The sequence below is a fragment of the Thermomonas carbonis genome (assembly GCF_014396975.1).
Classification (GTDB): domain Bacteria; phylum Pseudomonadota; class Gammaproteobacteria; order Xanthomonadales; family Xanthomonadaceae; genus Thermomonas; species Thermomonas carbonis.
Genome location: NZ_CP060719.1, coordinates 2,624,791 through 2,649,443, shown reverse-complemented (window position 1 = coordinate 2,649,443; position 24,653 = coordinate 2,624,791). Strand labels below are relative to the sequence as shown.

Below are 24,653 nucleotides of genomic sequence, written 5' to 3'. Positions count from 1 at the left end.
CTGCCCGCTCAAGCCGCAGCCGGCGATGCATGCGGCAGCGGCAATGGCAAGTTTTCGCGACGCGGATACAGCAACCACAGGCTGGCCAGCGCCGGCAGGCCGACCACGCCGCACAGCAGGATCCAGGCCCAGCGACCGCGGGTCGAATGCGCCTGCCGTCCCGTCAGCCAGATGGCCGCCAGCAGCGACAGCAGGCAGCACGCGGCGGCCAGCCACAGTACCGAAGCCGGCACGCGCTCGGGCTTCGCGGTCAATGGATCATTCGCGGCGAACAGGTCGCGTGCGCCCAGGCAGATCGCGCGGATCACCGGCGACAGCCAGGTGTTGCGGTTGGTGTAAGCGGAAGGCAGGTCGATGTTGATCGAACGACGTGCGACCTCATGCACCTTGCCCGCACCATCCACGCGCAGCACCTGCTGGAACGGCTGCTGCAGTTCGCCGCTCCACACTCCCCAGGTGTAGGTGAACGAGACCAGGTAACCGTCCAGCAATTCGATCGCGTCCATCCTGCTGAGGTGGCCCACGTGACCGGGCATCGGCACCCGCACCAGTGGTTGCAACAGGTCGAGGCCATTCATCGCCTCGCGGCCGGGATAGAAATAGGCGGCGCGATCGCTGAGCACCAGGATGTTGTCGCCGGCCGGTTCCGGCGGGCTGGCCATGACTTCGCCCACGGGCAGCCGGATGCGCTCGAAGAACCGCTGCTGTTCCGACTCGTACTGGTAAGCGGCACGTGCGTTGAACAGGTAGGTCCCGCCGTACGGCATGGTCGGCGCCGGGAACGCCGCCTGCGCCTCGCCCACGCCCAGTTCACCGCGCGGACGATTGTCGAGCAGGCCACGGCGGACGAAACGCCCGCGGTCGTGGCTGAACACCAACATGGTGTTGTTGTCGCCATCGCTGAATTCCAGCGGCGACGGATTGGTCAGCGTGTTGCGCTCCGGCAGGTTGCGCAGCGGATAGCGGGTATGCACATCGGACAGGGCGATCTGCTCGCGCCACAGCGCGGCTTCGGGGGCACGGCTCTGCGCAAGGCCCATCAACAGGAGATCCTTGGCCTCGGCGCGGTCCGCTTCGATGTAGCCGCCCTTCGGTGGGGTGGGCATGTTCAGCGGATGCGTACCGGTCACCGTCCACCCGAGCTCGACGCCGTAACCCAGTATCCACACCAGGAAATACGCACCCACCTGCACCGGCAAGGCGACCGCGAGTACCGCCAGCGGATTGCGCGACGACGCGGTCGGATCCGGCTTGAACGCGATCGCCAGCAACAGCGCCAGGAACGCGATGGCGACCAGTTGCACGCCCAGCATCGCCACGCCCGAGGCCTGCGAATACATGAACAGGTTCGGCAGCAGGAAACCGGCGAAGGCATAGCGACGATCGCCGACCATCGCGTAGGCACCGGCCAGGTAACCGGACACCGCGATCAGCCACGCGGCCACCGGCAGCAGCCAGTGGCGCATGTCGACCACGCGCGGCGTCAGCGTGTCCTGGTAGATGGCGACCAGCAGGATCGGCAATGCGACCGCCAGCAGCAGCAAGAGCGAGCCGGCACCGGTGAGCGCACCGGCAATGCGCAGGCGATGCATCGGCCGATGCAGCAGGTTGAGCCACTGGTTCGGCTTGCGATAACTGCCCATTTGATACAGGCCCAGCAACGCACCGGCGACGGCATAGACCGCGCCGAACACCTGGTAGACCTGCAGCGGTTGCTGGGCCAGGTCGACCATGCGGCTGAGGAAGCCCAGGATGGCCAGGTTGATGAAGGCGGCGATGCCGGCCCACAGGCGGAAGCGCGTGAGCTCGCCCTTGAAGAGATCGATCATGGTGGTGTCCTCGTGTCGCGCGTCAGGCCGCAGCCGGCGCCGCGTGGTTCTTGCTCAGGAAGGCATTGACGGCGCGGTCCAGGCTGACCGGCATCGACTGCACGTTGCGCGCGCCGCTGGTGCGCAGGAACTGTTCGAAGCCGGCGTCCTGGTCCAGCACCAGGTAGTGGTGCAGGCCATCGAGGCGCTGCACTTCCAGCAGGCCCGGCACGGTGTGCAGCTCGGGGCCCTTGAACGGCACGTCCGCCACCCAGTGACTGACCCGCGCGGTGAAATCCTCCGGCGCGGACATGTTCTTCAGCTGCCCGCGTTCCAGGATGACCAGGTTGTCGGCGACGCGCTCGATCTCCTCCATCTGGTGCGAGCAATAGATCACCGTGCAGTCGTCGGCGGCGTTGCTGTACAGAAGCGATTCCAGGAACGCGCGCTTGGCGACCACGTCCAGGCCCAGCGTGGGTTCGTCCAGCACCAGCAGTTCCGGCCGCTGCGCCAGCGCCAGCGCCAGGTTGAAACCGGCGCGCTCGCCGCGCGACAACTGGCCGACCTTCTGCTCCGGCAGCACGTGGTAGTGGCCGATCACGCTGTCGAACGCCTGCTGGTTCCAGCGCGCGTACTGGTGTTTCTGCATCGTCGTCACCTGGGCCACGCGCATCCAGTTCGGCAGCGTGTGTTCCTCGTTGACGAAGCCGATCCGGCTGCGGTCCTGCGGGGTCAGCGTCTGGCTGTCGCGGCCGAGGATGCGGGCCTCGCCGGCAGTCGGCGGCATGAAGCCCATCAGGATGCGAAACAGTGTCGATTTGCCGGCGCCATTGGCACCGACGATGGCGTGGATGCGCCCGCGCGGGATGCGCAGATCAAGATGATCCAGCGCCAGCTTTCGCCCATAGCGCTTGCTCAGTGCGCGGGTCTCGATGACGTAGTCGTGTTTGTCTGTCATGTGTGTGCTCGATGTCTGTCAATCGCCCTCAGGCGATCTTTCGGGGAACCAGTTGTTGAAATTCGTCGGCCACGCGCGCCTGCACCTCGTCAGGCGGGTAGCCCAGCGGGATCACGTCGTTGACGAAGCGGCCGATGGCGTCGTCCAGCCGGCGTTCGCGTTCGTCCTCGGAGAGGCGCTGGCGCTTTGTTGCCACGTACAGGCCCATGCCCTGGCGCGATTCCAGCCAGCCCTCGGTGGTCAGCTCGGCGTAGGCCTTGGCCACCGTGTTCGGGTTGATGGTGAGTTGCTGGGCCAGCCCGCGCACGCTGGGCAGCTGGTCGCCCGCCCCCAGTTCGCCGGTCGCGATCTTCATCCGCACCGCGTCCACGATCTGCTTGCCGATCGGCCGCGGGTCGCCGGTGGCGATCTGGATCATCAGGGGCTGGGGGCGTGCCATGGGCGGCGTCCTGTCTGTACTAGTTGATCTAGTACAGTACGAACACGCCCGGATCGTCAAGCCGGGTTGCGACGAAACAGGGGGAAAGTGGGGTCAGAGTCGGCTTTCGCGACGCGAAAGCCGACTCTGACCCCACTTTCGGTCTCGCCTGTCACCCCCGCGTCATCGCAACGACACCACCCGGTCACCCGTGCCGCGCAGCCTCCCGCAAACGGAGAGCTGCATGCGCTACGCCATCGTCACCGAGACCTACCCGCCCGAGATCAACGGCGTCGCCCTGACCGTGCAGGGGCTGGAGCAAGGCCTGCGCGAACGCGGCAACGCGGTGGACGTGGTGCGCCCGCGCCAGGCCGGCGATGCGGCGAATGCCACGCCCGACCACACCCTGCTGGTCCGCGGTGCCGGCCTGCCACGCTATCCCGGCCTCCGCTTCGGCCTGCCGGCCACGCGCCTGCTGCAACGCCACTGGGAGGCCAATCGCCCCGACGCGCTCTACGTGGCCACCGAAGGTCCGCTGGGCTGGTCCGCCCTGCGCGCCGCGCGCCAGCTCGGCATCCCCGCCGCCACCGGCTTCCACACCCGCTTCGACACCTACATGCGCGACTACGGGCTGCCGATGCTGGCACCGGTCGCGCTGCGCTGGATGCGCCACTTCCACAACAGCGCACAGGCCACCCTGGTGCCGACCCGAGAACTGCAGGTCTTGCTGGAATCCGAAGGCTTCGACAACGTCGTGCGCCTGGCCCGCGCGGTCGACACCGGCCAGTTCGATCCCGGCCATCGCGACCCGGTGCTGCGCGCCCTGTGGGGCGTCGGCGAACGTGGCGTCGCGGCGATCTTCGTCGGCCGCATCGCGGCGGAGAAGAACCTCGCCCTCGCGGTGGATGCGTTCCGCGCCCTGCAACGGCAACGCCCGGAGGCGCGCTTCGTCTGGGTCGGCGACGGCCCCGCGCGCGAAGCCCTGCAGCGCGAGAACCCCGACTTCATCTTCTGCGGCCTGCAACGGGGTGAGGCCCTGGCCCGCCATTTCGCCAGCGCCGACCTGTTCGTCTTCCCCAGCCACAGCGAGACCTTCGGCAACGTGACGCTGGAGGCGCTGGCCAGTGGTGTGCCGACGGTCGCCTTCGACTACGGCGCCGCCCGCGAATGCCTGCGCGATGGCCTGCATGGCGCCGCGATCCCGCGCAGCGACCAGCCCGCCAACGACGATGCCGCGTTCATCGCCGCGGTGGCGCGCATCGGCAGCGACGAAGCAGCGCGCCGACGCATGCGCCCGGCCTGCCGCGAGGCGGTGGCCGCGCTGCGACCTACGCAGGTCGCCAGCGACTTCGACCATCTGCTGCGCTCGCTCGCCAACCCTGGGGATCGCCATGTCCCGATCGCTGCCCTCTAGGTCGCCGACCCGCCGCATCGCCACTGCCGAATCCGGCTGGTGCCTGCGCGCCAATCGCGTGTGTGCGCGCCACGGCGCGCTGCGCTTCTTCGCGGCCGTGAGCCGGCTCGGCGACGGTGTGTTCTGGTACGCATTGATGGGCGGCTTGTTGTTGGTCGACGGCATGGCAGGCCTGCGTGCCTCGCTGCACCTCGCCCTCACCGGGTTGGTCGCGCTGATCCTCTACAAGGCGCTCAAGCGCTGGACGAAGCGGCCACGGCCGTTCGCCAGCGACGTCCGCATCCGCGCATGGGTGGCGCCGCTCGACGAGTTCAGCTTCCCCTCCGGGCACACCCTGCACGCCGTCGCCTTCAGCCTGGTGGCGATGGCGCATTACCCGGTGCTGGCCTGGCTGCTGGTGCCGTTCACCGCCAGCGTGGCGGCCTCGCGGGTGATGCTCGGCCTCCATTACCCGAGCGATGTGCTGGCAGCGACCGGCATCGGTTGCGCGCTTGCCGGCGTGTCGCTTTGGCTTGTTCCAGGGGTGTCGTTGTTCGCGTGATCGAGCCCCGGGTTTCGCTGCGCTCTACCCGGGCTACGTGCCCCACTTGCGTGATAGCGAAAGTTTCCAACGAGCGTCGGTCTGCCCGGATGGGGTTCGAGCGCGCCATGGACGGCGCGCGGCCGCGCATCGAAGCCGGATGCGGAGCCTAAGCGGCGAACCCCATCCGGGCAGGCCGATGCGGCAGCTGAGTGGTCGACAAAAAAGGGCCGGCAATGCCGACCCTTCGATATCACCCTCGCCACAACCCTCTCCCGCAGCGGGAGAGGGAGCAATGGATCAATCCTCGACCAGCATCTTGCGCGGCAACTTGCTTGGGCGCTGCGCCGCGTTGTAGACGAACGACGCGACGATCGCCGAGGCCTGCTTGAGGTCATCGGCGACCGCATGGTCCTGCACGTCCAGGTGGGTGTGGTGGACGTGGCTGAAGTAGTCCAGCTGGTCCTGCACGAACTGGAAGCCCGGGATGCCGACGCGGTCGAAGCTCACGTGGTCGGTGCTGCCGGTGTTGCGCTGGGTGACGATGGTCGCACCGACGTCGTTCCACGGCTTCAGCCAGTCCTCGAAGATCGGCGCGATCGCCAGGTTTTCCTGCGCATAGATGCCGCGGATCTTGCCGCTGCCGTTGTCGAGGTTGAAGTACGCGGTGATCTTCTCGTAGTCGCCGGTCTTGACCAGCTTGCCCTTGTTGGTGCGGAACGCCGCCGGCAACGCCTTCTGCGCCGGATCGGTGGGTTCCGGATACGCCGCGAAGTGCTTGGCCACGTACGCCTGCGAGCCGATCAGGCCCTGCTCCTCGCCGGTCCACAAGGCGACGCGAATGGTGCGGTTGGGACGCGCGCCGACCGCCTTGAGGATGCGCACGGCCTCCATCATCACCGCGACGCCCGCGCCGTTGTCGTTGGCGCCGGAACCGGTATGCCACGAGTCCATGTGCGCGCCGAGCATCACCACTTCGTTCTTGTTCGGGCCGGTGCCGGGGATCTCGGCGATGGTGTTGTAGCCCGGCCGGTTTGCGTCATCGAGGAAACGCGCATCCACGTTCACGCGCAGCTTCACCGTCTCCTTGCGATCCAGCGCGCGCATCACCGTGTTGTAGTGCTCCGCCATCATCACCAGCGCCGGCACGCCGACCGACTCGCCGGCCTTGCGCGAACCGCCGCCCATCACCCGCACGATGCCGTCGTTCCAGCTGCTGATCGACATCGTGGCGACCACGCCCTCATCGATCAGGAACTGGTTGAGCTCCGGGCCGAATTTCATCCGCTCCAGGTACTGCGCAAGCATGCTGGCATCGCGCGTGCGTTCCGTCGGCAACGGATAGGACAGCAGTTCTTCCAGGCTGTCGTGGTCGTGGCGGCTGAAGTCGGACTTCTCGTTCGGCTTGTACGGGCGCAGTTCGTCGGTGAACAGCACCTTGCCCTTGAGCTTGCCCTTCCACTTCTCGAGGTCGCCCTTGTTCTGCAACTTGGCGTAGATCGCCTCGCCTTCGACCGCGCCGGTGGTGCCCGGCGTCCACGCCTTCGGCAGCGCATGCAGCGGCATCACCCGCGGGCTGAGCATTTCCACGCCGGCATCGTTGAACGACCAGCCGCGACCGATGTCGTCGACGGCCTCGTCATGCACATTGGACAGACCCCATTCGCTGAACTTGGAGCGCGTCCAGCGATTGGCTTCCGCCATCGACGGCGAGTTGGTCAGGCGCGGGCCGATCTCGTCGGTCAGGTGGTTCAGCGTGGCCATCACCTGCGAGCGATTGAACGCCTCGGCGCGGATGCGCCCGGTCATGTCCAGGTCCACCTTCTCTTGAGCAGACACGCCTTGCGTACCGGCCACGCCGGCCACAAGCAACGCCGTTACCAACATCAATCGCTTCATCGCCATCCCCATGGTTGAAAACAAACCGTGGAGTCTAGTAAGCCCACGCGTGCCGGGCGTGGGCCATCGGTCATGCCCGAGCCAGGGCCGCCCGTGATCCGTGATCGGCCGCACGCTCCAGCCGCGCGCGCAGCACGGTGGGGAAATACTGCGCCGACCAGTCGCGGTCGTTGGCCACCTGCGCCTGCGCGCGACTGGCTTCCAATGCATCGAAGTCGAGTTCGGCGATCGCCCAGGCCTCGCTGCCTCGGGTCTGCACCAGCATGCCGTCGCTGGGCAGGCCTACATCCATCGGCGCAATCAGCGCGGCCTCGCCGGTGTTGACGTCGAGTGCCGGGCTCCATGCTGCCTCACCAGCGGTGACCGCCTGCGCGACGAAGCAGCGGTTCTCCAGGGCCCGCGCCAGGCAACCCACGCGCACGCGGGTGGCACCGGCATCGGTATCCGTGCAGCTCGGCACCAGCAGCAGCCGCGCGCCGGCCTCGCACTGTGCGCGCACCGGCAACGGGAACTCGCTGTCGTAGCAGACCGCGATGCCCGCGCGCACGCCGCCGGCATCGAACACCTTCAGGGCATCACCGGAGTCGATCACGCCGGTGCGTTTCTCGAAGCCGGTCAGGCGCAGCTTGTCCTGCCACAGGTGGCCGCCATCGGCGGCGAAGAAATCGCTGCGGTTTCGATAGCGGCCGCGCCCGCCATCGAGCAGGAAACTGCCGGCGACGACCGCCATGCCCAGCCGTCTCGCCAAGCCTGCGTAGAGCGCCAGCCAGTCCTCGCGCAGCGGCTGGATCGCCGCCAGCGAGGCCTGCAGGTTGCTGCGGATCGCATCATCGAACATCGCCGCCAGCTCCAGCGACAGATATTCCGGCAACACCGCCAGTTGCGCGCCGCGCGCCTGCGCTTCGCCCAGCAACGTTTCCTGCTTCGTCGCAAACGCGGCGAAATCGCGCGGTTCGCCGACCGGGTACTTGCATGCCGCGACTTTCATGTGCCTGTGTCCTCGTCCAGTGGCCGCAGCCAGAACGTCAGTGGATGGTCGATGTCGCCGATGCCGGTTTCGTTCCAGTGCAGGCGCATGGTCATGCCCGGCTGGCGCAGGTAACCGCGCTTGCTCCAGAACGCCTCGTTGCCGCGATGGTTCGGCGGCCGCCGCGGATCGCGTTCGTCACGATCCACGGCGGCGAATGCCGTCCACGCGAACCCGCCCAGCGCGCGCGCATGCGCCTCGCGCGCGTCGAAGAACGCATGACCGATGCCGCGTCCGCGCCATGCCGGCAACAGCACCGATTCGCCGCAATAGAACACCGTCGTGGCATCGATGCCGCGTGCGAGGAACGGCGCCTGGAACTCGGCGCTGTCCGCTGCCAGTGGAATGCCGGTACTCGCGCCGATGACGACATCGCCATCGCGCGCCAGCACCACGAGGCTGTCCGCACTTTGCGCATACGCATCGAGGTACTCGCGCTCGTACGCCACATCGCCGTCGTACAGGTAGGGCCAGTCGCGGAACACCGCGATGCGCAGCGCCGCCACTGCGTCCAGGTGCGGCAGCAGCGCCGCACCGGACAGGCATTCCAGGGTGATCGTGCGTTCCATGCGCGGATTCTAGGGCGTGGCATCAGGTGCCGACATCGGCATCGAGATCGACCGCGACCGGCACCGGCGCGCGCGCCGCCACCTGGTACCAGTCGACCTTGCGGGTGGCGATCATCACCGCGGCCAGGATCGCGAACAGCAGGCCCGAACCCAGCACCAGCGCGTTGTCCTCGGACAGCAGCAGCCCGTACAGCGCCGCGTACAACAGGCCCAGCATCGCCGCGAAACCGATGCCGCGTGCGCGGCTGCGCAACACGTGCGCCAGGTAGAACCCGAGCAGGCCGATGCAGGCGACGCTGGCCGCGCAGTAGGCGATGCCGAACGCGATGTGCTCGGACAGCCCCAGCAGCAACAGGAAGAAGATCGCCAACGCCAGCCCGACCAGCAGGTACTGGATCGGGTGGATCGGCAACTGGCGGATGGTCTCGAACATGAAGAAGCCGACGAAGGTCAGCAGCACGAACAGCAGCCCGTACTTGCTGGCGCGGTCGAGCTTGGAATACAGGTCCACCGGCTCCACCAGCGACAGGCCGATCGCGTCCAGCGCCTGTTTGCCGTCGACATTGCCGCCGTCGCGATACTGCGCCTGCGCATTGCTGGCCAGCGACGACACTTCCCATTCCGCCTTGAAGCCGTTGCCGTCGATGCGCGGCGCGCGCGGCAGGAAGTCGCCGTTGAACTGCGGATGCGGCCAGGCCGAGGCCAGCACGATGCGGTTGCTGTCCGCCAACGGCGCGATGCGCAACGCTTCGGTGCCGCGCAGCGCAAACCCCAATTGCAGCGGGAACGCCAGCCGCCCGTCGACGATCGCGCCCTCCGGCAGCAGCGCATGCATGCCGGCCTCGTTGCGGCCCTGCTGGCCCTGCAGCACCGGCAGCGGCGTCGCGCCCATCTTCAAGGTCGGCGTGCCGGTCAGGCCGCGCACGTCGGCGATGCCGATGTCCAGCCACGGCGTGCCCAGCGTGCGCGGGCGCGACGGGTCGGCGTCGGGAATGCGCGCGTCGAACGTGGCGTCCAGCGCGCCCTGCAATTCGTAAACCCGCACCTGGTGCAGGCCGCGCTTGCGGATCGATGGCAGCAAGTTGCCTTCGAGCGTCATCGTCTTCGGGAAGTACCGCCAGTTGCCCTCGACCGTGGTCTGGCGCTTGCGCACGACGCCCTTCGCGTCGGTTTCCTCCAACTCGACCTGCTCGCTGTACGGCACCACCAACACCGGCCCGGCCAAACCCTGCGCCCGCGCATAGCTCTGCGCCACCGCCTCCACCGCTTCCTGCCGGTACGCCTGTCGCTCGTTGATGGTGCCGCGGACCATCGTCAACGGCACCAGGATCGCCAACGTCAGCACCACCACCATGATCGCCTTGAATGCCAATCGCATCGCCCCGCTCCATGCATTGCCGGAAAGTGGGTGCAGGGTCGCGCCGACATTCGACGCCACGAGGGGCGGACGATGAAGCGAGGGTGAGGCGGATCAGCCGAGCGGCAAGATCACCTTGGCGACAGCACCACCGCCATCGCGATTCTGCAGCTGCGCATGTCCGCCATGCAGCTTGGCGATCTCGGCGACGAAGTTCAGTCCCAGCCCGCTGCTGCGGTTGCCGCCCGCCGGACGCGGCAACGAATAGAACCGCTCGAACACGCGCTCCAGCGCGTAGTCGGGAATGCCCGGACCTCGATCCGCGACCTCGATCCGCAGCGCATCCGCATCGGCCTGCAAATACAGCTCGACCACGCCATCCGCCGGCGAGAAATCGATGGCGTTGTCGACGAGATTGGCCAGCATCCGACGCAGCAGGAATGCGTCGCCCTGCAGGGTCGGCAATCCTTCGCCCGCATGCGCTTCGATGCGCACCTGCGCCGCCTGCGCATGCGATGCCGCATCGTCCACGACTTCGCGCGCCAATGCGGCGATGTCCAGCGACTCGGGCCGCTCGATGCGCTGGCGGTGCTCGACCTCGGCCAGGGCCAGCAGCTTGTCCACCATCGTCGCCATCCGCCGGCTCTGGCTGCCGATGCTGGCAGCGAAGCGCGCGCGATCGGCATCCGGCAACGGGGATTCCAGCAACTCGGCAGCAGCACGGATCGCCGCCAGCGGGCTTTTCAACTCATGGGTGAGGCTGTGCACGTACTGCTCGACGTACTGCTTGCCGTCCAGTTGCCGGCGCATGCTCTCCAGCGCGCGGCCGAGGTCGGCGAATTCACCGGCGGGTTTCTCGATGCCGCGCTCAGGCAAACTCGCCCGCTGCCCCGCCGACACCGCATCGGCATAGCGGCGCAGGCCCGCCAGTTGCCGCGACAACCACCACGCCATCAGCAGGCCGACCAGCAAGGCACTGCCCAGCAACACCCAGCCCCAGCGCAGGATCACGTTCTGGCTGCGCTCGATGAAGGGCTGGATGCTGCGATTCGGCTTGGACACCGTGAGCACGCCGACGATGCGGCCTTCGCCATCACGGATCGGCGCGGCGACGTACATCACCGAACTCATTTCATCATCCGGATCGTCGCGGGTGGAACGCGCGCCGTATTCGCCGCGCAAGGTGCGATGCACGTCGTTCCAGCGCGAATTGTCGCGTCCCAGGTCGCGGCCGGCCGAGTCGTAGACCACGATCCCGCGCGCGTCGGTCACGCTGATCCGGTAGCTGGGCGCGTGCTTGACCTGGCCCCAGATCTTGCCGCGGATCTCGCGCTGGCCCATCGCGCGGATCCGCCCGGCGAACTGGCCGCTGTCGATGCGCCCGGCCAGCAGGTCGTCGCTGGCCAGTTCCGCGAGCACGTTGGCGGTATCGGCCAGGGTGTCTTCCATCGCCTGGCGCACGCCGGGCTTGACCTGCTGCACGAAGACATTCACCAGCAACAGCGCGGCTACCGCCACGATCAGGAAATACCCCAGCAGCACCCGCAAGCCGATCTTCATGGCGCTGCCCGTGCGAACTCAGTCGACATCGATCGAATAACCCAGGCCGCGATGGGTGCGGATCGGGTCGCGGCTGGGATCCAGCGCGCGCAGCTTGGCGCGCAACGTCTTCACGTGGGTATCCACGGTGCGTTCGCCGCTTTCCAGCGCGTCTTCCCAGGCACGATCGAGCAACTGCGCGCGGCTCAGGATCGCCCCCGGCCGACGCAGCAGTTCATGCAGCAACGCATGCTCGTAGCGGGTCATGTCCAGCCAGTGGCCGGCGTAGCGGATGCGGTGGGCCGCGGCGTCGACCTCGAACCGGCCGCGGCGCTGGGTCTCGCCGCCCTCATGCCGGCGCAGCCGGGCACGCACCCGCGCCACCAGTTCGCGCGGGGAGAAGGGCTTGGCCATGTAGTCGTCCGCGCCGAGCTCCAGCCCGAGCACCCGGTCGATCTCGTCGTTGCGCGCGGTCAGGAACACCACCGGCACCGCGCTGGTCGTGCGCAGCTCCCGGCAGACCTCGAAGCCGCTGCGATCCGGCAAGCCCACGTCCAGGATCACCAGGTCGATGCCGCCCTGCTTCAGGCGCGGCAGCACGCTGCCGCCCAGCAAGACATGTTCCGCAGTGAAACCTTCGGCGCGCAGCGCATACAGCACCGTGTCGGCGATGGCGGGTTCGTCTTCGGCCAGCAGGATCGTGGGCATGCGCGGCATCGTAACCGGCCATGAGGCGGGCTTTGGGTGGCGAATGTGAAGTCGATGCGACAATGCACCGATGAATTACCGCCACGCCTTCCATGCCGGCAACCACGCGGACGTGCTGAAGCACGTCGTCCTGCTGGCGCTGTGCGATGCCCTGACCGCGAAACCCGCGCCCTGCTTCGTGCTGGATACCCACGCCGGCCGCGGCCTGTACAAGCTCGATGGCGAGTCCGCGCAGAAGACCGGCGAGGCCCGGGACGGCATCGCCCGGCTGGTCGCGGAGGGCCCGCGTGACCCCGCACTCCAGCGCTACCTCACTGCCGTGCGTGCCTGCCGCCAGCAGCACGGTGCGCAGTCCTACCCGGGCTCGCCGTGGCTGCTCGCGCACGCGCTGCGCGAACAGGACCGCATCGCCGCCTGCGAATTGCTGCCGGAGGAAGCCGCGGTGCTGGCGGACACCTTCGCCCGCGATTCGCGCGTGGCCGTGCATGCGCGCGATGGCTATGCAGCGATCAAGGCGATGCTGCCGCCCAAGCACCGCGCGACAAAGTTCGCCCGCGGTCTGGTGCTGGTCGATCCGCCCTACGAAGCGCAGTTGGACGAATTCGACATCGCCATCAAGGCCCTGCGCGAGGGCGTTGCCCGCTGGCCGCAGGGCATGTTCGCGCTCTGGTACCCGATCAAGCAGGGCCGCGCCCTGCAATCGTTCCAGCGCAAGGCCGCCGCCATCGAGGCCAAGTCCGCGCTGGTGCTGGAACTGCTGGTGCGGCCCGACGATTCGCCGCTGCGGATGAACGGCAGCGGCATGCTGATCCTCAACGCGCCCTGGCAGTTGGACGTGGCGATGCGGCCCGCACTGGCCGCGCTGCAGGCCGCGCTCGGCGAGACCGGGGCGGCGTCGCGGGTGGCGTGGCTGAAAAGCCCCGCGTAGGAGCGGCGTCGGGAAAGTAGGGTCAGAGTCGAGTTTCGCATGCGAAACTCGACTCTGACCCTACTTTCCTCGAGCCCCCATGCCCTCCAGCTTCTTCGCCCTGTTCGACGACATCGCCACCCTGCTCGACGACGTCTCGGTGATGACCAAGGTCGCCACCAAGAAGACCGCCGGGGTGCTCGGTGACGACCTCGCCCTGAATGCCCAGCAGGTCAGCGGGGTCAACGCCGACCGCGAATTGCCGGTGGTGTGGGCGGTGGCCAAGGGCTCGATGGTCAACAAGGTGATCCTGGTGCCGGCGGCGCTGGGCGTGGCCGCACTGGAAGCCTGGCTGCGCGGGCAGGGCTACAACGTCCCGCTGATCACTCCGCTGCTGATGATCGGCGGTGCCTTCCTCTGCTACGAGGGCGTGGAAAAGCTGGCGCACAAGTTCCTGCACAAACCGCAGGAGGACGAACAGCACCACGCCGAACTGGTGGAGGCCGTGGCCGACGAATCGGTGGACATGGTCGCGTTCGAGAAGGACAAGATCAAAGGTGCGATCCGCACCGACTTCATCCTGTCGGCGGAGATCATCGTGATCTCGCTGGGTACCGTCGCCACCCAGCCCTTCAGCAAGCAACTGGCGGTGCTGGTGGCGATCTCGCTGATCATGACCGTGGGCGTGTACGGGCTGGTTGGCGGCATCGTCAAGCTCGACGACCTCGGCCTGCGGCTGGCCCGCGAGGGTGCCGGCAAGCTCGGCGCCGCGATCGGCCGCGGCATCCTGGCCTTCGCCCCCAAGCTGATGAAGTTCCTGTCGATCGCCGGCACCGCCGCGATGTTCCTGGTCGGCGGCGGCATCCTGGTCCACGGCGTCCCCGCCCTGCACCACCTGGCCGAGGCCGTCCGCGCCGTCCCGCCGGGCTGGCTGTGGGAGAACCTGTACAACGCGGTGGTCGGCATCATCGCTGGCGCGATCGTGTTGGGTGCAGTGATGGGGATCGCCCGTTTGCGCGGCAAGCCTGCCGCCCCGGCGCATTGATCGGCAGTCGATCCGGCCCGCCACGGGCAGGCCGGACACGCGCCATTCATTTTCTTAACTTCGATGCAGGGATGATGCCGTAATGGCCGCCCGCAACCGCATGCCCCCGTGGCACGAAAAAATCCTCCTCGCCAATGGTCGCGAGGTCCTGGTCCGCCCGATCCGCCCCGAAGACGCCGTGCCCCTGCGCGCGGCCTTCGTGCTGCTGGAACCGGACGAAGTCCGCCAGCGTTTCCTGCATCCGATGAAGGAACTGGGCGTGGAGCAGGCCGAACGCCTGACCCACCCCGACCCGCGCCGCGAGTTCGCCCTGGTCGCCGCGGAGCCGCTGCCGCCGGGCGAGGCCCTGGTCGGTGCGGTCGCCCGCATCGCCATCGACGACAACGGCCGCGACGCCGAATTCGCGATTCTGGTCAGCCATTACGTGAACGGCATGGGCCTGGGCCGGCACCTCATGCGCCGGCTGGTGCGCTGGGCCAAGGGCCGCAAGGTCCTGCGGATCTATGGCGAAGTACTGGAAAGCAACCTGCCGATGCAGGCACTGGCGGCCTCGCTGGGCTTCCAGCGCGAGTCGTCCGGCGATCCCGGCATGATCCGGATGGTGCTGGACCTGCCCCCGCCCAAGCCGAAGCTGCCGCCGCCGTTGCCGGGCATGGGCGCCGCGGCTCGCTGAGCCGAGCGGCTAAACTCCGCGCTGGTTCCCCACAATTCGGACATCCAAGCGCTGGCGCATCGCGCCCGGCGCCGGTCGCCTTTTCGCATGCCTGATCCCGCCTCGTCGCTGTCCTTCCCCGTTCCCATGCCGAAGCCCGGTCAGTCGCGCGCCTGGTGGCGAGCGCCTCCGTCTGGCACTGCCCTGGCCTGCGCGATTGCCGCGGCCGCGCGCCAACATACCGGCCCGTTGCTGGTGGTCGCCCGCGACAACCACGCCGCCCACCAGTTGGAAGCCGACCTGCGCATCCTCGCCGCCGGTGACGACGGCCTGCCCGTGCTGGGCTTCCCCGATTGGGAAACGTTGCCCTACGACCGTTTCAGCCCGCATCCGGAGATCGTCAGCCAGCGCCTGGCCACGCTGGCGCGCTTGCCGGATCTGCAGCGCGGCATCGTGGTGGTGCCGGTCGCCACCCTCATGCAACGGCTGGCCCCGCTCGGCCATGTCCTGGGCAACCGCTTCGACCTGCGCAGCGGCCAGCGCCTGGATCTCGACGCCGAAAAGCGCCGCCTCGAATCCGCCGGCTACCGTAACGTCCCGCAGGTCCAGGACCCCGGCGATTTCGCCGTGCGGGGCGGCCTGCTCGACGTCTACCCGATGGGCAGCGACGCGCCGTTCCGGCTGGAGCTGCTGGACGACGAAATCGACACCATCCGGGTGTTCGACCCGGAATCGCAGCGCTCGCTGGACCGGATCGACCGCATCGAACTGCTGCCCGGCCGCGAGGTCCCGCTGGACGAGGCCCACGTGCAACGGGCACTGGACGCGTTGCGCGAGCGTTTCGACATCGACACCCGCCGCAGTCCGCTGGTGCAGGACCTGAAGGCCGGCGTCGCGCCTGCCGGCATCGAGTACTACCTGCCGCTGTTCTTCGAGAAGCCGCGCGGTGCCGAGACCAGCACCGCGACCCTGTTCGATTACCTGGCCGACGGCATGCTGCCGCTGCTCTGCGATGGCGTGGGCGAAGCCGCCGAGCATGCCTGGCAACAGATCGGCCAGCGCTTTGATCAACTGCGCCACGATGTCGAACGCCCGCTGTTGCCGCCGGCCGAGGTGTGGCTGGCTCCCGACGCGTTGCGCGAGACCCTCAATCGCGGCGACCGCATCGAGATCTGCAGCGCCCGGCATCCGCGCCACGCCGAGGCGTGGCCGCTGCCGGTGCAGCCCGCGCCCGCGCTACCGTTGGCCGCGAAGGATCACGCACCCGCACAGGCATTGCGTGATTTCCTCGGTAGTTATCCGGGCCGTGTTCTGGTCGCCGCGGATTCCGCCGGCCGCCGCGAGGCGTTGCGTGAGGTGCTGGAAGCGGCGGGACTGCAGCCGGTCACCATCGACAGTTTCGCGGCTTTTGCTCGTCATCCCGGCGAACGCGGGGATGACAGCAAAGCCGATGACGGGGGTCGGTTCTTCCTCGCCGTCGCCGCCTTCGACGACGGCTTCGCGCTGGATAACCCCGCGCTGTGCGTGCTCACCGAACGCCAGCTGTTCCCCGAGCGCGCCTCGCAGCCGCGCCGCCGCAAGCGCGCCGGGCGCGAGCCGGAAGCCATCATCCGCGACCTCGGCGAACTCAGCCTGGGCGCGCCGATCGTCCACGAGGACCACGGCGTCGGCCGCTACCGCGGCCTGCTCTCGATGGACATCGGCGGCATGCCCGGCGAATTCCTCGACATCGAGTACGCCAAGGGCGACCGCCTGTACGTGCCGGTCGCCCAGCTCGACCGCATCAGCCGCTATTCCGGCGCCAATCCCGACACCGCCCCGCTGCACAACCTCGGCGGCGAGCAATGGGCGAAGGCAAAGAAGAAAGCCGCCGAAAAAGTCCGCGATGTCGCCGCCGAACTGCTGGAGATCCAGGCGCGCCGCCACGCGCGCAAGGGCCTGGCGATCGACGTCGACCGGGCGATGTACGAACCGTTCGCCGCCACCTTCCCGTTCGAGGAAACCCCCGACCAGCACAGCGCCATCGAAGCGGTGATTCGCGACCTGGCATCGTCGCAACCGATGGATCGGGTGGTCTGCGGCGATGTCGGCTTCGGCAAGACCGAAGTCGCGGTGCGCGCGGCCTTCGTCGCCGCCACCAGCGGCAAGCAGGTCGCCGTGCTGGTGCCGACGACGCTGCTGGCCGAGCAGCACTACCGCAATTTCCGCGACCGGTTCGCCGACTGGCCGCTCAAGGTCGAAGTGCTGTCTCGCTTCAAGAGCAAGAAGGAGATCGACGCGGAGCTGCAGAAGCTCGCCGAAGGCAAGCTCGACGTGATCGTCGGCACCCATCGCCTGCTGCAGCCCGACGTGAAGTTCGCGGACCTCGGCCTGGTCATCGTCGACGAGGAACAACGCTTCGGCGTACGCCAGAAAGAAGCGCTGAAGGCACTGCGCGCAAACGTGCACCTGCTGACGCTGACCGCGACGCCGATCCCGCGCACCTTGAACATGGCGATGAGCGGGCTGCGCGACCTCTCGATCATCGCCACCCCACCGGCGAACCGCCTTGCCGTACAGACCTTCGTGCATGCCTGGGACGATGCGCTGCTCAGCGAAGCCTTCCAGCGCGAACTCGCGCGCGGCGGCCAGGTGTATTTCCTGCACAACGATGTCGAGAGCATCGGCCGCATGCACGACCAGTTGCAGGCTTTGGTGCCGGATGCGCGCATCGGTATCGCGCACGGGCAGATGCCGGAACGCGAACTGGAACGGGTGATGCTGGATTTCCACAAACAGCGCTTCAACGTGCTGCTGTGCACGACGATCATCGAATCCGGCATCGACATCCCCAACGCCAACACCATCGTCATCCACCGCGCCGACAAGTTCGGCCTGGCCCAGTTGCACCAGTTGCGCGGGCGCGTCGGCCGCAGCCACCACCGCGCCTACGCCTACCTGACCATCCCCGACCAGCGCTCGATCACGCCCGACGCGAAGAAGCGACTGGAAGCGATCGCTTCGATGGACGAACTCGGTGCCGGCTTCACCCTGGCCACCCATGATCTGGAAATCCGCGGTGCCGGCGAATTGCTGGGCGAGGGCCAGAGCGGGCAGATGGCCGAAATCGGCTTCAGCCTCTACACTGAACTGCTGGAACGCGCGGTCAAGTCGATCAAGCAGGGCAAGCTGCCGGATGTCGATGGCGACACCCGCCACGGTGCCGATGTCGACCTGCACGTGCCTGCGCTGATCCCCGACGATTACCTGCCGGATCCGCACGCGCGCCTGACCCTGTACAAGCGCATCAGCGCCGCCCGCGACAGCGACGCCCTACGCGAGTTGCAGGTGGAGATGATCGATCGCTTCGGCCTGCTCACGGATGCGACCAGGCACCTGTTCGCCACCGCTGAATTGAAACTGGACGCGACCCATCTCGGTATCCGCAAGCTCGACCTCGGCGCGAGCGGTGGCCGCCTGCAATTCGTCGAGAAACCCAATGTCGACCCGATGTCGGTGATCCGCCTGATCCAGGGCCAGCCCAAGCACTACAAGATGGACGGCCCGGACAAGCTGCGGATCACCCTCGACCTGCCGGATGCAGCCACGCGCTTCAACGCAGCGCGCGGCTTGTTGACCGCTTTGGCACCGGGCTAGTCGTATGCTTCGCCGCATGCATCGACTCCTTGCCTTTATCGCGCTTGCGCTCACGCTTGCCGGCTGCGTCGGGACCGCGCCGCGCGTGACCGATACCACTGCCGTCACCTTCATCGTGGTCCGCCACGCCGAAAAGGTCGATGCCAGCCGCGACCCGGATCTGAGCGTCGCCGGCCACGCACGGGCACAAGCACTGGCCGCCTATCTGGGCCAGCGCGAACTCGCCGCCGCCTACGCCACCGAATTCAAGCGCACCTCGCAAACGCTTGCCCCCGGCGTGGAGGCACGTGGCCTGCCAATCACGCCATACGCTGCCGGGCAACCCGCATCCGAATTCACCGCGAATCTCCGCACCACGCACACGCGCGGCACCGTACTCATCGCCGGCCACAGCAATACCGTGCCCGACATCGTCGCCGCGCTGTGCGCCTGCACGACAACACCGATCGCGGATCACGAATACGACCGCCTCAGCATCGTCCGCATCGATGCCGACGGCCGCGCACGGCTGGAACTGACTCGCTACGGCGCGGCCTCGCCCGCACCGTGAGCAACGCGCTTCCCGACTGGACCGGCGATACCGCCGCCCTGCGCGCCGTGCAGGACGACCTCGCGCAACGGGTGTCCCTGCGCGATGACTTCGCCAAGCCGCTGCGCACCATCGCCGGCTTCGACGTCGGCTTCGAGGAGGATGGCGCGATCACCCGCGCCGCGGCGGTTCTGCTCGATGCCGACACGCTTGACGTGATCGACCAGCGCGTCGCCCGCCTGCCCACGCGGATGCCCTACATTCCCGGCTTCCTCAGCTTTCGCGAACTCCCCGCCTTGCTCGAAGTGTTGGCGATGTTGCCCGCTGCGCCCGACCTCGCCTTCATCGATGGCCACGGCATCGCCCATCCACGCCGGCTCGGCATCGCCGCGCACTTCGGCGTCGCCACCGGCCTGCCCAGCATCGGCGTGGCCAAGAAGATCCTGACCGGCGAGCCGCGCATGGCGCTGCACGAAATGCGCGGTGCTTTCACCCCGTTGCGCAGGGGCAAGGAACAGATCGGCTGGCTCCTGCGCAGCAAGCCCGGCTGCCTGCCGTTGATCGTCTCGCCGGGCCATCGCGTGGCCATGCCCTCCGCGCCGGAACTGGTCATGCGCTTCACCGGCAAGTACCGCCTGCCCGAACCCACCCGCCTCGCCGATCGGCTCGCCTCCCGGCGCGATCCGGGCATGCGCGATGCCGGATCCGCCGACCTGTTCGATCGTGGTACCGGCTAGGCTCGCGCCGCGTTCATCCCGCCAGTGCCAAGCTGCGGCCGTCCCCCACAGGAACCGCCGCCATGCCACGGATTGTCGTCGCCCTCCTTCTGGGCAGCCTGTTCGGCGCCTGTGCTTATCCCTACAACGTCGGCGTCAAAGTGGCCGATGGCAGCACGGTCGCCCTCATGCCGGGCCAGTCCGCGAGCCTGGCTGATGGTCTCCTTCGCTATGTTCGCGTTTCCAACGACTCGCGCTGCAAGCCCGACGTCCAGTGCGTGTGGGCTGGCGATGCGGTGATCGAACTGCATTGGATGCCGACCCGTGGCACCGCCCGCAACCTGAGCCTCCATTTGAACTCGCAGGCAGGGCCGTCGACGGCCAAACTGGAAACTCGCACAGTGACTTTCACCCACCTCGCCCGCCCGCAACCGCAAGCCAGCTTGCGCATCGACCTTTCCAGTACCCCGTAACCCTGACCGACTAAAAGCGATCCAGCGGACTGACCGTGCCGCGCACCGGTTGGTGCACATGCGTGTAGATCATCGTGGTGTCCAGATGGCGATGCCCCAGCAACTGCTGGATCGTGCGGATGTCGACTCCCTGCGCCAGCAAATGGGTCGCAAACGAATGCCGCAGCACATGCAGCGACGCCTGCTTGTGGCAATTGGTCATCCGCAACGCCTCGTGGAATGCCTCCTGTACCGTGGACGGCGACAGATGCCAGCGCAGCCGATGGCCGGTTCTAGGACATGGCCGCACCGCGCTTGAGGCAAACATGAATTGCCAACCGAACGCCCGCGATGCCGACGGATACTTGCGCTCCAGCGCATTCGGCAACGGCGCATGCCCGCCTCCTTGCGCCAGGTCGCGCTTGTGCAAGGCCAACCGCCACAGCGCCAATCGGTGCATCGAATCGCGCACGCGCCGCGGCAAGATCGCCACGCGATCCTTTGCCCCCTTGCCGGCCCGCACTGTAATCGTGCCAGCCCGGAAATCCACATCCTTGATCCGCAAGGCCAGCGCCTCACCGACGCGCATCCCCGAGCCATACAGCAACGCCGCTACCAGCCGCGGCATCCCGCGCATCGCATTGAGGATCGCCCGCACTTCCTCGACCGATAGCACCACCGGCACCCGGGCCGGACGTCGCATGGTGCGCAACCCATCCAACCGTCCCACCTCGCGCTCCAGGACATGCCGAAACAGGAACAGCACGCCGTGCAATGCCTGCAGATGCGTACTTGCCGACACATGCTCCACCGACGCCAGCTGGTCGAGAAAACGCACCACCCCGGCCGTCTCCAGCGCCTGTCCGTCCAGGAAGTCAATGAGACGCCTCGCCCAATATCGATACGCCGCCTCCGTGCTCCTGCTCAGATGCCGTCGACGACACGCCAGACCGACTTGCGCCAGCAGCGCATTCCGTGATTCCACACCCGCCTGTTCGTTACCCCATCACCGTCCCACCTCCGTGCTGCGAAAGACATCAGCGTACGCCCGCCAGCGCCTGCCTCAGCGATCCAGCGGACTGCGCACAGCATTCGGCCCGCGATTCAACACGTGGGTATAGATCTGCGTCGTCGCCACGTCCTTGTGCCCCAGCAGTTCCTGGATGGTGCGGATGTCGTAGCCCGCCTCCAGCAAATGGGTCGCGAAGGAATGCCGCAACGTGTGCGCCGTGACAGGTTTGTGGATTGCCGCCCGGTCTCGCGCCTGCTTCAGCGCCCGCGACACGAACTCCGCGTCCACGTGATGCCGTCGTTCGCTATCGTCGCGCGGATCCAGCGAGCGATTGCGCGCCGGGAAGACGTACTGCCACGCGAATTCGCGTGGCCCATTGACATACTTGCGCGCCAGGGCATGCGGCAGCCAGACCGCCCGAAGCCCGCAGCGAGGTCGCTTGCATGCAGGATACGGGCACGCTCGACTTCCAACTGCAAGGGCTCCACCAGGCTCCGCGGCAATACCGTGCGCCGATCCTTTCCGCCCTTGCCATCCCGCACGGTGATTTCGCCCCGCGCGAAATCAACATCCTTCACCCGCAAGCGCAAGCACTCCATCAAGCGCATCCCGGTTCCGTACAGCACACTGGCCAGCAACCACGCACGTCCGTCCAGCTGCGCCAGCAGCAACCGCACTTCTTCCCCTGCCAACACCACCGGCAGCTTGCGCGCCCGCTTCGCACGCACCACGTCCTCCATCCAGTCCATGCGCGCCCGCAAGACATCGCGGTACAAGAACAACAGCGCCGACAACGCCTGGTTCTGGGTCGATGACGAGACTTGCCCCTCCACCGCTAACCGGGTGAGGAAGGCCTCGACTTCCCGCTGGCCCATCTCCGATGGATGCCTCAACCGATTCGCCAAGATGAACCGCTTGACCCACCCCAGATACACCGCCTCGGTCCTGACGCTGTAATGCCGAGCTCGCAACACGCGGCGAACGTCTTCGACCAACGCCGATATCCTCGCCAACTGCGACTCATCACCCTCCCAGCTCGGCTCAGCCAAGAGCCTGGGATATTTCGAGCTTTCATCGACATAAAGCATATGATCGCGCCTGTGCTGGATTTGCACGCCATCGTGCACACCACCCCATGCATGCCCATTCGGTAATACGTTGTTTTTACGGTAGGATTTTTCCTCGATCCAACCAAACTTGAATGAACAAGCAGCACTATCCCACGTGTTCACAAGCTACTAGGCGTTAGGGCGCACATGAACATCGTCGAGATCGGGGGAGTTGAGGTCTCAATAGACCAGGCCCGCACACGGCGCACTTACGAGGCGCTCGCTGCCTCGGCCTACAAATGCTCCTGCGCGTACTGCCAAAATTTTCGGGCTCTAGGAAGCACTCCGTTTCCTCTTGCCGTGCTCGCCTTCTTCGAGCAGGCCGGTATCGACCTTGACCAGCCGGCCGAGACTTATGAGTACAACCAAACGGAGTCAGGCAAGCACCTATACGGCGGAGAGTTCTATTTCTTCGGCGAGGCGCCGCTCACGGATGGCTCCGGGCTAGATCCATCGGGTCCACTCGACTTCACCTTTACCAAACCTTCCCCTCTCGCGCAAAGCGAGTTTCATGTGGAAGGGGCAGTATGCTTTAGCTTCATTGTTGAGCTGCCGTGGGTAATCGCGGGTGCGCCCTAACAATTCGTTCAAGCCGAGACCGCTTCGCGGCTCGGCTGCATGGTGACGTGTACCACTCCGCCGTTCCGCGCAGCGGCCCGGCTTAACTCAGGCGTTAGCCCGCAGAAGAAATAGATCATCGCGTAGAGCATTCTCGGCAAAGCCAGAAGAGCTTCCCTGATCGCCTCTCGCCCGCGCTCCGTCGCACCTCAAACCCGCTACAACTCCGCGCGGTGGAAGATTTCTTGGCTTCAAATGAACCCACTTAAGCTTCCAATCTGCAAGAACAGCCGGCTTCAGCGGGCTAACAATTCGTCCAAGCCGACACCGCTTCGCGGCGTCGTGCGAGTCTTGCTAATCTTCACTCGCACAACGCCGCAAATCGGTGCGGCTTAACTCAGGCGTTAGGCCGCTCCGATCACCTTCAAAAGCGCGGCAATAAGATTTATCGCCTCAGATCTGCGGAATATGCATGGAATGCAAATATTCTTCACAGAAGCTAAGCTCTTGATCTTCAAAGGAACGGCGCCCGCATTACGTCGTCCAAACCTGAACAACGCGGCGCTATGCTGCAAAATCACAACCTACTAGGCGTTAGGTGGCATGGAAAATTCTTCGCAACTTTTGATTGAGAGCAGAACTGCAGACTGCGTCGTCGTCGCACTCACAGCGCCTTGCGAGATCACCTATACGGAGCCTTCGGACAATCCTGCCGTTCGCTTCGACTTTGACTCTCCGCATGCAGTAGCCCGTTTCACTTGGTGGAGTGACTCGTCGTATGTCAGTGAGTCCTTGGCACTGGACGGCCGGCAGATCGTCAGCGCTCAAGGGTTCGCGGTCAACTCTTCTGACGCAACCGCGGCCATAGAAGCTCTGCTGGCAGCAAGTGAGATCGCAAATGCCACCTAACAATTCGTCCAAGCCGAAACCACTTCGCTCCGGCAAAAACATGGCGGAAAAGCGTGCCATGTTTTTACCTCCGCTACGCGTTTCGGCTTAACTCAGGCGTTAGGTGCCGGTGGGAAATATGCGCAAGCTGATGCTAACAAGCCTTCTTATCCTCGCCGCATGCAGTGCACGGCTTGAACTGTCCTTGTCACCGGACACACCAGTTTCCGTTCGTGACAGCACATCCGTCCATGAAATTCAGCCTGGGACACCGGACCACCAGGCACTTCAGAACTGGATTTCGCGGAACCAAACTGGCTGGTCGAAGCACTACGCTACCCCACCGAGCGGCGGAATCCTCGTTTCTGACGGCAACATCGCCCTACGGTTTTTTGGCAACGGCGTTCTGGTGCACCGCGACGGACAACTATGGGGAAAGAGTGTTCAAGAATCGGAATACAACTTTCTTCGCAAAGCTCCCGGCACCTAACAATTCGTTCAAGCCGAGACCGCTTCGCGGCTCGGCTGCATGGTGACGTGTACCACTCCGCCGTTCCGCGCAGCGGTCCGGCTTAACTCAGGCGTTAGGCGGCAAAGAAAATGCATCGGCTCATGACCATCCTGGTACTTGGCCTCACCCTTATCGGCTGCTCAGCCGGCGCAGAAACGGTGTCCGCACAAATGCCGTGGTCACGGCACTGCACTACTCAAGGCATCCCGGTCCGAAATGCTAAAGAGGCCGCATATCTGCAGACCGCAGCAGTTCGCTGCGAGCCGAGGGATGCATGTGTGCTTGCTTGCAGTCGCACTGGATGTGCCGAGGGCATCGCCGGGGGATGTTTCCATGCTTGCTCTCGCGGTGCCCGGAACAACTGGCTGAGCGCGCAGATCGCTGGGAGGCCAGACCATCCTGCCGGGTGCCGCCTAACAAT

22 protein-coding genes and 1 pseudogene are annotated in these 24,653 nt (G+C 66.4%); 12 read left to right on the top strand and 11 right to left on the bottom strand.

What is annotated here, in order from left to right; genetic code table 11:
- Nucleotides 1-8 precede the first annotated feature (8 nt).
- From H9L16_RS12430 to H9L16_RS12420, 3 genes are read right to left on the bottom strand one after another with little or no spacing between them, the layout of a single operon-like run.
- Nucleotides 9-1,829, bottom strand: coding sequence for a hypothetical protein (locus H9L16_RS12430; RefSeq protein ID WP_187551992.1), 1,821 nt, complete (start codon nt 1,827-1,829; stop codon nt 9-11).
- Nucleotides 1,830-1,851: 22 nt separating this feature from the next.
- Nucleotides 1,852-2,766 (bottom strand): ABC transporter ATP-binding protein, encoded by a 915-nt coding sequence (locus H9L16_RS12425; RefSeq protein ID WP_187551991.1) that lies wholly within the window; start codon nt 2,764-2,766, stop codon nt 1,852-1,854.
- Nucleotides 2,767-2,794: 28 nt separating this feature from the next.
- The gene (locus H9L16_RS12420) at nt 2,795-3,205 is read right to left on the bottom strand and encodes a GntR family transcriptional regulator (protein ID WP_187551990.1); all 411 of its coding nucleotides are present in this window, start codon (nt 3,203-3,205) and stop codon (nt 2,795-2,797) included.
- A gap of 223 nt (nt 3,206-3,428) precedes the next feature.
- On the opposite strand from H9L16_RS12420, the gene H9L16_RS12415 reads away from it, so the two are divergent.
- The gene (locus tag H9L16_RS12415; RefSeq protein ID WP_187551989.1) at nt 3,429-4,598 is read left to right on the top strand and encodes a glycosyltransferase family 4 protein; all 1,170 of its coding nucleotides are present in this window, start codon (nt 3,429-3,431) and stop codon (nt 4,596-4,598) included.
- The gene (locus tag H9L16_RS12410) at nt 4,576-5,139 is read left to right on the top strand and encodes a phosphatase PAP2 family protein (protein WP_187551988.1); all 564 of its coding nucleotides are present in this window, start codon (nt 4,576-4,578) and stop codon (nt 5,137-5,139) included. The genes H9L16_RS12415 and H9L16_RS12410 overlap by 23 nt, the downstream gene beginning before the upstream one ends.
- A gap of 279 nt (nt 5,140-5,418) precedes the next feature.
- Here H9L16_RS12410 and H9L16_RS12405 read toward each other — a convergent pair whose 3' ends face one another.
- The 6 genes from H9L16_RS12405 to creB form a co-directional block, all read right to left on the bottom strand.
- A complete protein-coding gene (locus H9L16_RS12405) occupies nt 5,419-7,017 on the bottom strand; it encodes a M20/M25/M40 family metallo-hydrolase (protein WP_229796456.1) in 1,599 nt (532 codons plus the stop codon).
- A 70-nt stretch (nt 7,018-7,087) separates the two neighbouring features.
- Nucleotides 7,088-8,005, bottom strand: a complete 918-nt coding sequence (locus H9L16_RS12400; RefSeq protein WP_187551987.1) for a carbon-nitrogen hydrolase family protein — start codon at nt 8,003-8,005, stop codon at nt 7,088-7,090.
- A complete protein-coding gene (locus H9L16_RS12395; RefSeq protein WP_187551986.1) occupies nt 8,002-8,613 on the bottom strand; it encodes a GNAT family N-acetyltransferase in 612 nt (203 codons plus the stop codon). The genes H9L16_RS12400 and H9L16_RS12395 overlap by 4 nt, the downstream gene beginning before the upstream one ends.
- Before the next feature lie 22 nt (nt 8,614-8,635).
- Complete coding sequence (gene creD / locus H9L16_RS12390) at nt 8,636-9,991, bottom strand: cell envelope integrity protein CreD (protein ID WP_187551985.1); 1,356 nt, start codon at nt 9,989-9,991, stop codon at nt 8,636-8,638.
- Between the two features lie 93 nt (nt 9,992-10,084).
- Nucleotides 10,085-11,530 (bottom strand): two-component system sensor histidine kinase CreC, encoded by a 1,446-nt coding sequence (creC, locus tag H9L16_RS12385; RefSeq protein ID WP_187551984.1) that lies wholly within the window; start codon nt 11,528-11,530, stop codon nt 10,085-10,087.
- Between the two features lie 18 nt (nt 11,531-11,548).
- A complete protein-coding gene (creB, locus tag H9L16_RS12380; RefSeq protein WP_187551983.1) occupies nt 11,549-12,226 on the bottom strand; it encodes a two-component system response regulator CreB in 678 nt (225 codons plus the stop codon).
- 61 nt (nt 12,227-12,287) lie between these two features.
- Here creB and H9L16_RS12375 point away from each other — a divergent pair, with 61 nt between their 5' ends.
- From H9L16_RS12375 to H9L16_RS12345, 7 genes are all read left to right on the top strand, one after another.
- Nucleotides 12,288-13,145, top strand: coding sequence for a 23S rRNA (adenine(2030)-N(6))-methyltransferase RlmJ (locus tag H9L16_RS12375; RefSeq protein WP_187551982.1), 858 nt, complete (start codon nt 12,288-12,290; stop codon nt 13,143-13,145).
- Between the two features lie 79 nt (nt 13,146-13,224).
- Entirely contained in the window at nt 13,225-14,169 is a 945-nt protein-coding gene (locus H9L16_RS12370) for a DUF808 domain-containing protein (RefSeq protein ID WP_187551981.1), read from the top strand.
- Nucleotides 14,170-14,251: 82 nt separating this feature from the next.
- A complete protein-coding gene (locus H9L16_RS12365; RefSeq protein ID WP_187551980.1) occupies nt 14,252-14,842 on the top strand; it encodes a GNAT family N-acetyltransferase in 591 nt (196 codons plus the stop codon).
- An 87-nt stretch (nt 14,843-14,929) separates the two neighbouring features.
- Complete coding sequence (gene mfd / locus H9L16_RS12360) at nt 14,930-18,457, top strand: transcription-repair coupling factor (protein ID WP_187551979.1); 3,528 nt, start codon at nt 14,930-14,932, stop codon at nt 18,455-18,457.
- Nucleotides 18,458-18,542: 85 nt separating this feature from the next.
- Nucleotides 18,543-19,007 (top strand): histidine phosphatase family protein, encoded by a 465-nt coding sequence (locus tag H9L16_RS12355; RefSeq protein WP_187551978.1) that lies wholly within the window; start codon nt 18,543-18,545, stop codon nt 19,005-19,007.
- Nucleotides 19,004-19,723, top strand: coding sequence for a deoxyribonuclease V (nfi, locus tag H9L16_RS12350; RefSeq protein WP_187551977.1), 720 nt, complete (start codon nt 19,004-19,006; stop codon nt 19,721-19,723). Before H9L16_RS12355 ends, nfi begins: the two co-directional genes overlap by 4 nt.
- Before the next feature lie 62 nt (nt 19,724-19,785).
- Complete coding sequence (locus H9L16_RS12345) at nt 19,786-20,175, top strand: hypothetical protein (RefSeq protein WP_187551976.1); 390 nt, start codon at nt 19,786-19,788, stop codon at nt 20,173-20,175.
- A 10-nt stretch (nt 20,176-20,185) separates the two neighbouring features.
- On the opposite strand, the gene H9L16_RS12340 is transcribed toward H9L16_RS12345, so the two are convergent.
- On the bottom strand, nt 20,186-21,139 hold the full coding sequence (locus H9L16_RS12340) for an integron integrase (RefSeq protein WP_229796455.1): 954 nt from the start codon (nt 21,137-21,139) through the stop codon (nt 20,186-20,188).
- 78 nt (nt 21,140-21,217) lie between these two features.
- Nucleotides 21,218-22,179, bottom strand: a pseudogene (locus H9L16_RS16255) (integron integrase).
- A gap of 243 nt (nt 22,180-22,422) precedes the next feature.
- Here H9L16_RS16255 and H9L16_RS12330 point away from each other — a divergent pair.
- The 3 genes from H9L16_RS12330 (at nt 22,423) to H9L16_RS12320 (ending at nt 24,211) form a co-directional block, all read left to right on the top strand.
- Nucleotides 22,423-22,854, top strand: a complete 432-nt coding sequence (locus H9L16_RS12330; protein ID WP_187551975.1) for a hypothetical protein — start codon at nt 22,423-22,425, stop codon at nt 22,852-22,854.
- Between the two features lie 582 nt (nt 22,855-23,436).
- Nucleotides 23,437-23,742, top strand: coding sequence for an immunity protein TriTu family protein (locus H9L16_RS12325; RefSeq protein WP_187551974.1), 306 nt, complete (start codon nt 23,437-23,439; stop codon nt 23,740-23,742).
- Between the two features lie 118 nt (nt 23,743-23,860).
- Nucleotides 23,861-24,211 carry a hypothetical protein gene (locus tag H9L16_RS12320; protein WP_187551973.1) on the top strand — a complete coding sequence of 117 codons (351 nt, stop codon included), beginning with the start codon at nt 23,861-23,863 and terminating at the stop codon, nt 24,209-24,211.
- The last annotated feature ends 442 nt before the right edge of the window (nt 24,212-24,653 follow it).